Source organism: Janthinobacterium breve, from assembly GCF_051380895.1.
Lineage (GTDB): Bacteria > Pseudomonadota > Gammaproteobacteria > Burkholderiales > Burkholderiaceae_D > Janthinobacterium.
Map to the genome: position 1 here is coordinate 488,858 of NZ_JBNYXY010000002.1, position 13,195 is coordinate 502,052.

General features: G+C 53.4%; 13 protein-coding genes. 7 read left to right on the top strand and 6 right to left on the bottom strand.

The window, feature by feature from the left end; genetic code table 11:
* Nucleotides 1-886 precede the first annotated feature (886 nt).
* A complete protein-coding gene (locus ACQ4W0_RS04995; protein ID WP_436575754.1) occupies nt 887-1,255 on the top strand; it encodes a hypothetical protein in 369 nt (122 codons plus the stop codon).
* A gap of 374 nt (nt 1,256-1,629) precedes the next feature.
* On the opposite strand, the gene ACQ4W0_RS05000 is transcribed toward ACQ4W0_RS04995, so the two are convergent.
* From ACQ4W0_RS05000 to ACQ4W0_RS05020, 5 genes are all read right to left on the bottom strand, one after another.
* A complete protein-coding gene (locus ACQ4W0_RS05000) occupies nt 1,630-2,154 on the bottom strand; it encodes a hypothetical protein (protein ID WP_436575755.1) in 525 nt (174 codons plus the stop codon).
* A 463-nt stretch (nt 2,155-2,617) separates the two neighbouring features.
* A complete protein-coding gene (locus ACQ4W0_RS05005; protein WP_436575756.1) occupies nt 2,618-3,058 on the bottom strand; it encodes a hypothetical protein in 441 nt (146 codons plus the stop codon).
* A gap of 187 nt (nt 3,059-3,245) precedes the next feature.
* Entirely contained in the window at nt 3,246-3,767 is a 522-nt protein-coding gene (locus ACQ4W0_RS05010) for a hypothetical protein (RefSeq protein WP_436575757.1), read from the bottom strand.
* An 88-nt stretch (nt 3,768-3,855) separates the two neighbouring features.
* Nucleotides 3,856-4,470, bottom strand: coding sequence for a hypothetical protein (locus ACQ4W0_RS05015; RefSeq protein ID WP_436575758.1), 615 nt, complete (start codon nt 4,468-4,470; stop codon nt 3,856-3,858).
* A gap of 720 nt (nt 4,471-5,190) precedes the next feature.
* Nucleotides 5,191-5,649, bottom strand: a complete 459-nt coding sequence (locus ACQ4W0_RS05020) for a hypothetical protein (RefSeq protein ID WP_436575759.1) — start codon at nt 5,647-5,649, stop codon at nt 5,191-5,193.
* Nucleotides 5,650-6,602: 953 nt separating this feature from the next.
* On the opposite strand from ACQ4W0_RS05020, the gene ACQ4W0_RS05025 reads away from it, so the two are divergent.
* From ACQ4W0_RS05025 to ACQ4W0_RS05050, 6 genes are all read left to right on the top strand, one after another.
* A complete protein-coding gene (locus ACQ4W0_RS05025) occupies nt 6,603-6,809 on the top strand; it encodes a helix-turn-helix transcriptional regulator (RefSeq protein WP_436575760.1) in 207 nt (68 codons plus the stop codon).
* A complete protein-coding gene (locus tag ACQ4W0_RS05030; RefSeq protein WP_436575761.1) occupies nt 6,806-7,750 on the top strand; it encodes a helicase RepA family protein in 945 nt (314 codons plus the stop codon). The genes ACQ4W0_RS05025 and ACQ4W0_RS05030 overlap by 4 nt, the downstream gene beginning before the upstream one ends.
* Nucleotides 7,740-8,627, top strand: coding sequence for a replication protein C, IncQ-type (gene repC / locus ACQ4W0_RS05035; protein ID WP_436575762.1), 888 nt, complete (start codon nt 7,740-7,742; stop codon nt 8,625-8,627). The genes ACQ4W0_RS05030 and repC overlap by 11 nt, the downstream gene beginning before the upstream one ends.
* Nucleotides 8,628-9,696: 1,069 nt before the next feature.
* Entirely contained in the window at nt 9,697-9,966 is a 270-nt protein-coding gene (locus ACQ4W0_RS05040) for a hypothetical protein (RefSeq protein ID WP_436575763.1), read from the top strand.
* Nucleotides 9,967-10,827: 861 nt separating this feature from the next.
* Complete coding sequence (parA, locus tag ACQ4W0_RS05045) at nt 10,828-11,496, top strand: ParA family partition ATPase (protein ID WP_436575764.1); 669 nt, start codon at nt 10,828-10,830, stop codon at nt 11,494-11,496.
* Entirely contained in the window at nt 11,493-11,852 is a 360-nt protein-coding gene (locus tag ACQ4W0_RS05050; protein ID WP_436575765.1) for a hypothetical protein, read from the top strand. Before parA ends, ACQ4W0_RS05050 begins: the two co-directional genes overlap by 4 nt.
* Nucleotides 11,853-11,978: 126 nt before the next feature.
* On the opposite strand, the gene ACQ4W0_RS05055 is transcribed toward ACQ4W0_RS05050, so the two are convergent.
* On the bottom strand, nt 11,979-13,124 hold the full coding sequence (locus tag ACQ4W0_RS05055; RefSeq protein ID WP_436575766.1) for a hypothetical protein: 1,146 nt from the start codon (nt 13,122-13,124) through the stop codon (nt 11,979-11,981).
* Between the last annotated feature and the right edge of the window lie 71 nt (nt 13,125-13,195).

Genomic DNA, 13,195 nt, shown 5'->3' on the forward strand with positions numbered 1-13,195 from the left:
GTTCCTTGGGTTGACCAGTCTAACTGAAGGCATTCAGCAAGTGCAATGTCATCGGCGCTATTCCAAAGACGTTTCCGGCAAGAAAACGATGAAATTCGATTAATTCCCGATAGAATCCACGCGCCACGGAGATTACGAGCAATTCTCTCCAATAATCACCGCCTAAAATCGCAGGAAGCGCGGAGTTCCCGGCGCACTCCCGAGGCATCAAAGTACTGTCAGATGACCAGGAAAAAGCTCTCTGCGGCGGATTAGTCGCCATGATGATTCTAAAGCCGCGTGACATCGCGGCGGTGATACCGCCAAAGGTCAAGCACTGTACGTGGTTGGGTGCGGCCAGCGACAACGGAGCCTCGCTCCGTGCACGACGGTAGGCAGAGAAAAACCGCCCTACTGTCCCTTGACAACGGCCCGGAAACTGAAATTTTTAGCTAAAAAAAAACCCGCCAACTTGAGGGCGGGTTGAATCCAATTCTTGGAGGAGTTGGAGGAGACGGCTCAATTATGCTGCAGCGTGTCATATTTCGCCAATCATCAACTGTAATGGGATGTATCACTGGTGGGAATGACCAATGGCGGCCCAAGGAGCCGTTCGGCGTTGTGGTTGCCCACAGTTGGCGTGGACATGCCTGTGGATAACGACATGAAATTTCCAGCAAAGCCATTGTCAGCCTGTGTTTCCGGCGCCTGCCCAAAATAGTGGCAGAAACGTGGTCAACGGCTTTTTTTTGCCCGACCACGTTATGCCAGAGTCCCAGTCCGCCGAGCCGAATCAAAAAAAAATCGGAAATTTCTCAAATACCACTCAAACGTATAAACCAGGTGAATACACGTGTTTTAGGCCATCAGCAATTTCGCTAGCGCCAATCACACCGGAGCACACGCCATGACCATCACGAACAACACTAAATATCAATTCATCCAGGCCGGTTACATCGTTACAGAGCCGTATTTCGGTGGAATTCTTGGAGCTGGCGCGACCATCGACGATGCCAGGGGCGATGCAATCATCCGTCTGATTGGCATTTTCGAGGAAGATGAGATTTTTCGTGCAATCGGCTCATTCATCTATACACCGGCTACTGCAACTGCGATTGCAACGTTCCTGGCCTGTGACGTGGTGGCGAACTTCCTCATCGATAACGGACCAGATGGCTGGGATACAAATGAAAATCTCGAGGCTCACGGCTACGGGACCGGGAGGCATGACTTGAAATTTTTTGAACGGCGCGCCGCTGCACTGCTACCAAAATAGCAACTTAACTGACCCTCGCGGATGGTTTTGTCGGAAATTCTCGCGTCGTCACATAAGTCCATGTCCAAGTTTGGGCGCTGCCATGTTTGCGCCCAACTTTCAAGCCAACGACTGGCAACCTACTCGGCCCGAGGGCCATTGGCCCCGACCTCACAGCGCCCCTAAGTCATACTGATATGGATAGAACGGAATGTACCGCATGCGTGAAATACTTCATTTAATCCATTTATACCGTTAACCGTCACCCGAACGCGACAAGTCCGTCACTAACAAGCGCACTCTGAAATCAGAATGAAGGTGGCCAACGGCTCATCAAGAGGCTGCTTAGCGGCCTCAGCAAGGGTCTCGGAGTTCGTGGGGAGCAACATGCTATATCAGTTGAGTTCGCCCTCGTCATACTCGCGAAAGCTGCGCGCTAAACGTTTTAACGTCTCTTGTTGCACGTGTATTTCTAAAAGCCTGGAAATTTCCCCAGCAGCGTACGCGTCGAATGCAACGAGGCGCCAAGCGTAGTATTCCTGCTCCACCTCCCGCGCGCATGCCTTCCACAGCAACAATGACGCAGTCGGAATACCGACACCCGAAAACCGATGCATGGCCTGACAATAGTCCAAAAAACCGTTTAACTCCCCCCAAGTAAGAGGTAGTCGGTCAAACCCGAAATGAGCAACCAGTTTGCGCATCGCTAGTTCCGCAGCGCCGGCATACACGACCGGGTCACTTGCGTCACCGTTTGCCACATTGCTCTTGAGCCGAGTCACTTGAGAAAAGTCGATTTCGAAAAGATTGTTGGAGTCACTCGCACGCTGCGCCTGCTGTAGAACATTAAGTGCAGCTGGTATCACAACCGAGAGGTGCGATGTAGTATGGGGAAGATGATTATTTTTTCTTTTGGTCATTTTATTATCCATTTTTTCATAATTTATATTCTGAACAGCCGCCTCGTAGAGCGGCTAAATTGAACTCGCTTATTTTTGGATGGCATCGACAACGTAGAGCCTTGCCGCGATTGCCCTACTTGGCATGCGCGCGCTAGCGGAGCGGCGCTACGAATACGTCGAATACAAGGTCGAATAGGGCGGCGTCGGCTAACACGTCGACGAGACTCGCGCCCGCTACTACTCGTACCGTCTTGGCATTCAGTAAGCCACTTGGACGTACGCGTCGCCTGCCGCCGGGCCAAAGTATGCCATCGTCCGATTTCAGGCGGCCGGCGTGCTTGCGCTCAAGCGCAGCGCCGTCAGCTGGAAAAGCGTGCCGGCCAGCTATCCATCGAGCATTGGCGCGCAGTCATCGGCGACGCCAACGTGGTCAAAGCCATTTTGGAATGAATACCCACGTTCCGGATGCTGCTGACCGAAATCAGACATCTTCCGGAAGCCACCTCATGCGATTACTCATGACCTCAACTGTGAGCTCAGCGATTTCCATCGTGCCAACATGGCCCCACCAATCACTCTGGCTCGCGTTAACTTTTTCAGCAGCCTTTGCCAGACCCCGCCACACCTTTGATTTCATCTTTGCCTCCTTCCGCAAGCTTTCGCCAAATTTTAGCCGGCTGACTGGGCAACGGAAACGAACCAACCCGCCCGCCTTTTCGCGCAGCTCTTCCAGCGTCAGCATACGAATAAAACCTTGGGCTCCGTGTAATGGCTTCATCGCCGTAGGTTCAAACTTCGGGTGCGTGGAGAACCAAAGAATTGGACGTTCTGGCGCACTTACTCCGATGTCGGCCGGTAGGAGTAAGCCGGATTTTTTGATTAGCTCGTATTTATCGCCCGTGGTGTAGTGCCAAGAAATCATAGTAACCTCTTTAGTTGAATGCGTGCCTGTCTGACCAATTGACAATGTCGGCTATCAGTTCACGTGCAGTTTGTGTTGGCGGGCGCTATTGCCGACGAAGGAAATGAATGGACCGTCATCGCGGTTTCGTGAAAACGAAGCGGTACCGTTAATCTGGAAACGATGCCGCGTCGAATATATGGCTACGTCACATCAAAGTGATGTCCATGGAAGCCCAGAATTCCTTAGGTTGTTTCTGCTCCACAGCCGTGCCTCGATGCCAGGTTTGCTCGAGGACGTCGGCCAACGTTACCCGCTGCATAGCCGTCAGTCCGCGAAGCTTGCCGATTAGCGGAGCAACCCCGCTGGTTTCATACGCATCAAGTTCGATGCCCAAATGGTCGCAGAGGTCGGATGCGATACAGTTCATCTGGTCAGGGAAAAATATCCCGCCCTGGTAGCAGTCGAGCAGAACCATGACGTCGCGCTCGTTAAACAACCCATTGAGCGTTGGGCGCGTTTCCTTGAGCAGCCAACCCAACCGGCCAGCTGCCATCATCGCAGCCTTGGGGGAACTGAGACCCGTGCCATTGTCGGCATGCTCCTGCAGATAGCTTGCCATGTAGTGCGAGCTGAACATCCATGCTTGTTTGCTATGGAATGGCAGGCTGCGCGGTGTCGCGCACAGTTTTTCGATGACTGACAATGCTTTTTGTTTTTCAACTTGCACGGTATTTCCTTTTTAATGTGATTGGTCCTCGTGGAGGCCTTTTTGTAGCAAAATTACCACCTAATCGTTTTCCTTTTGAACGCTCTCACTAAATAGGAGCATGGTCCCTACCGCCAGAGGCTTCGCTAAAAATATAGCCGGCCCTGAGAGAATCACTAAAGTGCAGTGCATTCAACTCGGAGAATTGCTCCGATATAATTTCAGCTTTGGTTGTGATACGCCCCAATTTTTCATATGCAAAATTCTCGTCATACGAGCATTCAATGAAAACCACCGGACTTCCGGTCCCGAACGATTGAAATCTTTGTCGAACGCGCGCGTCTTCATTGGCTTCGGCCTCAAGCTCGTCGGCAATTTCGTCATTCGTCATTCCCGTTGTCCAAGTTTTGTCCCACCAACCAGGGCACCTTCCTCCGTTCATTGCTGCAGCCACCAATGATTCCAGTGTCATCCAGGTGGAATCACAATTTGAACTTACATAGGTAGCTCCGGTTTGGTGGTCGACGTTGACGCCCCCGGCCTCACCATTGCTGCCGTAATCCGGTTGGTTTGAAAATTTCTCTGTGGTTTCGGCGAAACTATTACCGTCGAGCCGGGAGCACTCGTGCATTAACTCGACCAACAATTCCGCGGCGCCGTTATCGGTATATTTCCTAGTAGTGCCGGTTTCGACATCCAGAAAGCTTTTCTTAAATTTATCCATTAAGTGCTTCTTTGTTGGTGACTAAGGTTTTCGCTTGTCGCGGCATTAAGTTTCACGATATCCAATGGGATTAAAGAGTTTTTCAATGACCACAGCCGTATAACTACGAACTAATCGTTCAATCCATATGCCTATTAAGACATAATTCCGAATGTTTTGGCATTTCATTTGAAACAACAATATGACCGGTCTCCCTACCCTATTTTTCGTTTACTTATATTTTTGTTTGTTTTTTTGCGACCCAGCTGGTGACATATATTTTTCAGTATTGTTGCAAATAAACAACGAAACCGGAATTTAGCAATGAAATTTTCCGACCCGTTGATGACTACGCAACGCTAGCAAGGTGTCCCTGATATCGAAAGTACATGCCGACGCGCTCCGCTTGAACCGACGCGAAGTGGAGCCAAAAGCGCGCCACGATGGCGACCAGTTGCGAGAGTAGCCACAGGCTATCGAAGCGAAAAAAAGCCCCCGGGGAAGTCGGGGGCCGGAATCACAACGAACAGTACTATCAATGCTTACTGTTATCCCGCTCTCTTCGCTTGCGGAGCGCTTCTTTGAAAATTGCCAAACTCTCTTTTATGTAATCTATGGCACCGAGCAATGCAAAAATCGCGATTGTCACGTATATCATATTCATAATTGCTTGCAGCACGGACATTGGATTGTTCCTTTTTTCGACTGACTCAACATCCTACGTTCGAGCCCTCAAATTAATCAGCAATACGGGAAATACACATATTTATTCCGATTTCGCAACTCCTTTTTGAATCCCTTCGGTGCCGGCGATAACGGAGCGATTCGAACTAGCCCCTTGTCCATGTGAAAAATTGCAGTGCGCAAGTGCAGGTCCGCCTGGTCGTCGAACGGCAACGGGTGCAAAAAATCAAACCGGGAAAATGTTGCAAAGCCACTCATGAAGTCGGCTTGGTCCTGATTGCTGAGTAGAGACACCAGCACGAACAAATCCTCCGTTTTAATCGGGAACGTGAATTCTGCTTCTCCTTTGTCGGATTTGAAAACTAACGTACGCCCTTCCATTGCGAAAATTGAAGCAGCAATGGTCGCCGGATGTGTTGTCGCGATTACCCTTTCTTTTCCTCCTCCAACAAACAGGTTCCCAATTACAGCGTTACGGCTATTTTTGTAGAGTGAAAGTACAATTTTGTTTTCCATGATTTTCCTGTGATTTTTATTGGCCTGAGTGGTGTGTGCGATTGACCTATGTGGAGAGATTTATCTGCTCCCTTACCTCGTATAGGTACAAATTAGAATTCTTGTGGTGCAAGTCAAAAAATTTCCGCCCCTCACATGGATTGCGAAAATAAGGAGCAACCCGTCGAGCTGTTTGGCTGAGACGTCGTTCAACTTCGTAGATTCATTGTTGAGAAACACATGTCACATGTATCGCGGTTGAAGCCGCTGCGCTGACGAGAGTTCAATTAGCCAAAGTCACCCGGGCCGATTTTTCTAGTTTTATTTTCCAGCGTTGCTCTTCCATGGAAGCACTTTCAGCGGCCCAAACTGAGCTCTTCGGTTGCCCAAGTAGTGGGCAAATTGAAAGCAAAACAAAATGGTCCATTTCCCGCGCCGGGTCTGTAAGCCTATTGCGCGTGGCTGTCCATTCGTTTGGTTTTTAAAGAGCAAAAGCCAACCCATAAGAAAACGTGGACGAAAAAAAACCCCTATGGCACTTGGCCATAGAGGTTTTTTTCTCCAAACCCTATTACACATGGCAATAGGGTCCAGAAAACCACGTCCGCTTTATGGGGGGACGCCGCATCATTGTGATGCGATGAAGCAAGTATTCCACTCGGCAACTTTATTGTCAAGTGTCGTTAGTTTCTTTTGCAACTCGTCGCTTATTGTGCAGGCTTCGGCTTACGGCAGCAGCTGCTGTCTCGCTACCTGGCGTCACCGGTAGGTAGCACGTGGCGCTCGGCGCCGCGAGAGCGCCGTGAACATACCTACGTCGGAGTTGGACAGTATCAATCGCTGCCTGCCGTGGCGGCCGAGCTCGGATATAAATTCATCGGCTATACCGCTCTACAGTACACCACGTACTGGCACGTATGGCCGGCAACATACCAATGCAGGCCTGTACATCCACCGTCACCAATGGGACCTGCATGAATAACGCACTATTAGATTTGAACGAACTCGGCGCCGTGCTTGGCCGCAGCCCGGAAACGATTAAGAAAGACATGAAGCGGAATCGGCTTGCTGTGCCGCCGCGGCTTCACATTCCAGGAACACGATTACTCCGCTGGCGGAAAATCGATGTAGACCACTGGCTCGCCAGCCATGTTGAAAGCCGCCAGGGGGACTTGGAATGAAGAAGATAATTCCGTTGGGAATACGCGCCGCACTTAGCGCCAACGCACCCACGCTCGACTTCGTCCTTCCCGGGTTAACGGCCGGGTCCGTCGGCACTGTGGTCGGTGCAGGGGGAGTGGGGAAAACGATGTTGCTGACCCAACTAGGGATGGCAGTGGCGACCGGCTCGCCGGCTTTCGACAATCCTCTGACGCCGCGCAGCGCGTCGGCGCGCGTAGTGCTCATTGCGGCCGAGGAATCGTCCGACATCCTTCGCATTCGCCTACACGCGATAAAGAAATGGATGGACCTTCAACGTGAAAAATGTTCGGCCTCGACCGAGGCCGCCGAAAGCGAACTTACTACTCTGCTGGAAAAGAACCTGCTGCTCGTGCCGGCGGCAGGACAGTCGGTTGCCCTGGTTAACAATGGCGCGACCACCGAATTTTTCGAGACCCTTTGTAAATTCTGCGCGGGAGCGCGATTAGTCATCATCGACCCTTTACGGCGATTGCACGACGGCGACGAGAATAGCTCTTCGTCGATGACCTACATCGTGCAGGTGCTTGAGGCGCTGGCAAAACGCACCGGCGCCGCCGTGATTGCGGCGCATCACATAGGCAAAGGGGCGATATACAACGACGCCACAGACCTTGCGGCAGCATCACGCGGTTCCAGCGCGCTTACCGATGCCGTACGTTGGCAAGTCAACCTGTCAGCCATGTCCGAGACCGTAGCGCGGAAGCATCGGTTATTGGAACACCACAAATCGTATGCCCGACTCGATTTTGCCAAGGCAAATTACATCGCGCCGGAACCGACAATATGGCTCAAACGAAACGAAGGCGGAGTGATGACGCACACGATTTTGAAGGGTGTGTCGAGTGCCACGCAACACGGCGGTAAGGAAAGCAATAGCGCGGCAACAAGTGCTAGTAGGGAGAGAATCTATGACTGGTGAGCTGCGTTTCGACTTTGCACTTCAAGAACCCGCTCTGGCAATTGCCCCGGTGTTTTTGGTACTGAAGAAAACAGCGCGTGCGAAGCTCGACGTTACCCGCTCGTTTGGCGACTCCTCGGTGCGGTGGCGTGGCCCCGATGCGCTGGGTATTCCGGAGCAATCGGTACTACTAGCACTGCTGTCTATTGGCGGGCAACAAACGTATTCCATTGACCCGAATAGCGCGATAGGCAACAAAGCGAAACTGCTGAATCAACTGTCCTGCGAGGGTCCGCAATCTGACGTCGCAGTGGTAATCGCACATTGGCGAAAGATTGAAATTGCTGCCGGTTACAGTGCTCATAGCGGGACAAACATTACGAACATTAAGCTTGCTGTCAAACGGCTAGCGGAAACCACTGTTTGGGAATGCCGCGACGGAATCGAGTATCAGTCAAGACTACTGTCGTGGATTCGCGGCAATGATAATGGTGTAATTATTGCACTAAATAGGCGCGCAACAGATGCCATCTACGGCAAGCAGTTTATCAAAATTTCGCTGTGCGAACGCAACGCGCTGCCGGACGAATCCACGAAAGCGCTGCACGCTTACCTCAGCGGCTCCATGCGCGCTGGCACAACGCGATGCCTGACTGTTAGCAAGCTGCAGGCGCATATCTGGAGCGGCGAAGCGGCAGGAAGTACACATCGCAGCAGGGATGAGAAACTGCGGGCCGCGCTATTGGCAATTGGCCGATTGCCCGCGTGGCGTTGTGTCCTGCTGCCTAGGGGACAGGTCGATATCCGGCGCATTAATGAGAGCACTATCGAGCGCAAAACGGTTGAGAATGACCGCGCGCTTAAAAGCATCGGCAATTGCGAAACGGTTCCGATGTAATCAGGAATTGCTGCTCTTTGATGGCGCGCTGCGGGGGCGTTTTCGGCCCTGGTCTTGAAAAGGCCGCCGCAGCGCGCCCTCCACCTACGCGGTGCGTACAGCACGCGGAGAGCCCGCATACTTCACAACGACATGCGGGTTCGCCCCTTATCTTCGAACCCAGTAGCTGTCGAGAAGTATCGTGCCAGTCGGCCGGCCAGAGCGGGCATATTGGGGGCGACGAGGCCCCTTACTCGGCGCGAGCACGGTAGCCTTCGCAGCACGTGTCCGGCGAGCGTCCCCACAACGTAAAACTATCGGTCGCCGCGCGCCGGACGACGGCGAAAGAACCTATCTTTGACTGGCCCCCGCGACTAGCTGTCGTGGCGTGTGTGCCGCCGGTGCCAAGCCCACAGGCCGCCACTAATGCCCCCTACCCTGCTTCGCCGCTGAGCGCCGCAGCCTCAGGACAAGAGAGTCGTGCCGCATTGGGCTATGCGCGGAACGCCTCGGTCAACTCGACACTGAACGCCCTACACGCCGGCGTGCTCTTTGCACCGATTTCCGCCGCCTAAGCCCTGGACGAACGCTCCCGCTACCGGCTACCTTCAAAGCCCCATATCGCGAAAAACACGCGACCGCCAACGAAGAGAAATATCCCGCACCTGAATAAACGGGTGGGAACTATCGACGACAAAACCGGGAACTATCGCCGCGCGCCGGGAACTATCGACGACGGAAAAAAAACGCATAAAACTTAGGAAAAACCCACCCCGAAATAACGTCTGCGGGCCACTGCCAGGCTCTTACTAGGAATAACTACGGACGACGCTTCGGTCCGCGCCTATAAGCGCTGTCCTCGCTTGAAAAAAACGAGCTTGCCTAGCAGCGAGACCCTTACGCAGACTCCTTCTTAAAAAACTTATCTTAAAAAAATATGAGAGTGGCGCTGGCGCGCAGTTGTCCAAGGTGCCGCGTACCCCAATTCCGCGTACCGGCGCCTCTGCGGCATTCGCCCATGGATGCCCGCTTGCATACCTGACGGAACTGCGCAGCCTTGCTCGAAGTGGGATGCGGGCCTCAGAAAAAAATGGGAACTATCGACGACAAAACTGGGAACTATCGCCGCGCGCCGGGAACTATCGACGACGGCAAAAAAACGCACGAAACAAAGGGAAAAACCCACCCGAAATTACGGCAGCAGGGCGACTGCCGGACCTCCACTAGGAATGACTATAGCGACGCTTTGGTCCGCGCCTATGTGGCGCCGTCCTCTCTTGGAAAAACGGGCTTCCTGGCAATGGAAGACGAGCAGGGACTTTCTTCATATAAAACTTATTCTGAAAAAAAAGTGTCCTAAATGCAGTTGGCCAATAGCATTCGGCACGCACAGGATGCCATCCGCAATCGATAACGCGACGCGTCAACGGTGGACTCAGACAATGACCGGGAGACGCAATACGCCGATGCAGCACACGACTCCAGTGCCACCCACCGGCATCTGCCGACCCTTGGCCAACGGATTGGCGTGCCCCTATAGCCTTGACCGCTACGGCGTGCCGCTTCCCCACTTTACCCCATATGCTACTTCCACAACCCTCAATTTACTATGCCGGGAGTCGTTCGGCACCGCCCTTCCCTACGTGTACGCAAGGCTCCTCGGTCGGCTGAGGTCGCACAGAAGCCCACATGATTAATAGCGCCCATTCCTCTAGTGCTAACCAGCTACTGATACTGACTCGGCGAACACATTTAGGATATTGGGATTATCGCATAGGAAAATACAGTTTATATTATTTATACCATAAAACTCATTCTATCCTGTCACGCTGGTTGTGTCGTAATCGCTTGTTTCGTGCTGCTCCACTTCTGGCCGAGCCAATACCGTCTCTCACCTCTCATCGCTGCCACTACCAGAAGTCGCCTGCGCCTGGCCAGTCATTCGCAACCGTCATCCCTCTTCTCAAGAATTTGATATCGCCAGTGCTGTTTTCACAACGCGTTCGCTATACATGCTTAGACCCCAATCGCGAACAGGATTTGTAAAACATCGGTTTGCGCACCACCGCGTTTCCAACGCCTTCCTTGGCTGCCCGGTTTGCTCCGAAGACTGTATCAGCTTAGACCGCGTTCCACCGCCGATATAAATCCCCTCGCTACATGCCAGTAGAACGAATAACACCGTTCGAACCGAAAGCATCTTCAATCAAAGGAAACTTATATGCATAAACAAGCATTTTTAATCGCCGTAAATCATCCCAAGGGAGGAGTTGGCAAAACTACCACCACTATGGTCCTCTCGGGCGAGCTCGCTGAGCGGGGCTACCGCGTTCTCGTGGCGGATTGTGATGCGCAGGCATCAGCGTCCGCCTGGGCCCACGCGGCACCGGAAGGCAAGCCGTTTCCGGCTGCCGTGGTCAATCTTTCAGCGCACGCAGGAAAAGTGCATAGGGAAATTCGAAAACATCTCGGAAATTACGATTTCATCATCGTCGATTGCCCGCCGGGATTGGATTCGTTAAGCCCGCAATCGGTGATTCTCGTAGCCGACTTGGTCATCGTGCCGTTGCCGCCCTCGCCTGCAGACTTATGGGCGGCTCGTGGAGTCAAACGTTTGATTGAACGGGGAACAGATTTCAATCCAGCCTTGAAAGCCGTCATTTTGCCCAACCGGGTCGTGCGGACCTCGTTGTCAAACGCCATCATGCGAGAACTGAGCGAGTTCGGTATCCCATTGATGTCGTCACGGCTGACAAACCGAACCGCGTATCAGGAAGCGGTGGTAAGCGGCGTTTCGGTTTCGGCGTTGGGCCGCGATGCGAAGGCGGCGGCCGATGAGGTTAATGCACTCGCCGACGAGGTGTTGGCGCTACTGGGAGAGCAAAAATGACGAAAAAAATGTTCGATAATGTCAAGGTTCGGGCGACAGTCACGCAGCAGGATGTCGCTTTGGTGGACCGATTCGACAAGGCGGATTCTATTCTGTTGAAGGCTCCCGAACCCGCCACCGAAACCAGGCCAACTGCAAAAAAATCATCCGTCATACGGGATACATTCTCCATGCCTCCGGATGACTATGCACGAATCGAGGAACTGCGCATCATGGCCAACAAGGAGGGTCGGAGTTCGACCAGCAAAAGTGAGGTCGTGCGTGCCGGATTGCATGCACTGGGGCTACTCAGTGCTCAACAATTAGTCGAGGTCCTTGGCCGACTTGAAAGGCTAGTACCAGGCAGGAAAAGCTGATTCACTCTATACCGTTATAACGCTCATCGCGCTATAACGGTATTTTTACACACCCGTGACACCCAAATACCCTACCTGGTGTTTTGGCGGGGCAATCGGGGTAGAGTCGCAATAGCAACAGGCCTATTACTTCATCGCGCTGCTGTTGTTGGTGGCGATGCGCGCCTTCAGGTCGGCGATACGTTGGGCGGCTGCGCTGCAATCGGCGGCAGCTATCTTGCCCTGGCTGTCAACCTGGTAGAACGGATAGCGGCTTGTGTAGTAGAGCGAAGCATTGCTGCGGCACGCTGTGTCCATCACAAAGTCGGCAATCATGTAACGGCTCACATACTCACCCAGGCGTGGCGCAACCTTCGTACCAGTCGCAGAGTCGGTGACCTTCTGTGCATCCGACGTCTTGGTGTCCATCAGCGTCTTGAGCGTCATGGCTGCGGCCGGCACGAACACGCCGTTGGACCAGCCGCCGACGTTGATGGCGTTACCCGCACCATCTGCGCCACTTGCCGCGTAACCGCCCTGGGCAGAAGCACCGACCGCCTTGGCCACGGCACTTGCCGGCAGGTCAAGCATCACGCCCAGGTATCCCAAGCCGTCGAGCAGTTCACGGCTCTGCAGCGACTGAGCGCCATAGGTCGTTGTGTCACTCTTGACCGCGCCCTTAAGCACATTCAGGTACACCGACTTGTCCTGCATCAGCACCAAGTTGGCCGAGTCCAGGGCCAGCAAATTCTGCATGCCAGTTGTGAAGGCGTTCGCTAGCGTCGCACCCTTGCGGGCCTGGTAGGTCATCGCATTAGCGGCGATGTCCGTCAGCGGACTGATTTTGAAATTGTTGTACTCGGTGGTGACGAACGGCGCCACCAGCTCCAGCGTACCGCCCGGCTGCACGGTGTTGTCTGCCGCACGGGGCGTCTTCCCCCCGATGGCCACCAGGCGCACCATACCCATCGGAGTGTCGCTGGCCGTGATGGTGAAGTAGCCGTTGACGTCTGTCGTGGCCGGCGCACCCAGGGCCGCACCGGAGCTGCCGTCGGGCTGCATACCATAGGCCGTTACAACAGCGCCGACATATGCCTCACCGCGAATGGTTTTGGTGGGGACGCCTGGCGCGGCCGCGCCAGTCAGAGGATTGGTGACCGTAGTTGGCACCGTAGTCGGGGGCGTGGTCACAGGCGGAGTTACCGCGCCGCTGCCACTGTCCGAACCACCGCCTCCGCAGCCGGCTAACAGTGCAACGGCAGCTACCGCCAAAATTTTCGATGTCTTCTTCATGTGTGCCTTTGGATGTGAAAATAAGCATGGCTGCTTAAGCAGCCACTTGGTGATTTCAAAATATGTAATTC

Coding starts and splice junctions, on each gene's coding strand:
- ACQ4W0_RS04995 (WP_436575754.1), top strand. CDS start 887: ATGACCATCACGAACAACACTAAATATCAATTCATCCAGGCCGGTTAC.
- ACQ4W0_RS05005 (WP_436575756.1), bottom strand. CDS start 3,058: ATGATTTCTTGGCACTACACCACGGGCGATAAATACGAGCTAATCAAA.
- ACQ4W0_RS05055 (WP_436575766.1), bottom strand. CDS start 13,124: ATGAAGAAGACATCGAAAATTTTGGCGGTAGCTGCCGTTGCACTGTTA.
- ACQ4W0_RS05030 (WP_436575761.1), top strand. CDS start 6,806: ATGAAGAAGATAATTCCGTTGGGAATACGCGCCGCACTTAGCGCCAAC.
- ACQ4W0_RS05020 (WP_436575759.1), bottom strand. CDS start 5,649: ATGGAAAACAAAATTGTACTTTCACTCTACAAAAATAGCCGTAACGCT.
- ACQ4W0_RS05015 (WP_436575758.1), bottom strand. CDS start 4,470: ATGGATAAATTTAAGAAAAGCTTTCTGGATGTCGAAACCGGCACTACT.
- parA (WP_436575764.1), top strand. CDS start 10,828: ATGCATAAACAAGCATTTTTAATCGCCGTAAATCATCCCAAGGGAGGA.
- ACQ4W0_RS05000 (WP_436575755.1), bottom strand. CDS start 2,154: ATGACCAAAAGAAAAAATAATCATCTTCCCCATACTACATCGCACCTC.
- ACQ4W0_RS05050 (WP_436575765.1), top strand. CDS start 11,493: ATGACGAAAAAAATGTTCGATAATGTCAAGGTTCGGGCGACAGTCACG.
- repC (WP_436575762.1), top strand. CDS start 7,740: ATGACTGGTGAGCTGCGTTTCGACTTTGCACTTCAAGAACCCGCTCTG.
- ACQ4W0_RS05025 (WP_436575760.1), top strand. CDS start 6,603: ATGAATAACGCACTATTAGATTTGAACGAACTCGGCGCCGTGCTTGGC.
- ACQ4W0_RS05040 (WP_436575763.1), top strand. CDS start 9,697: ATGGGAACTATCGACGACAAAACTGGGAACTATCGCCGCGCGCCGGGA.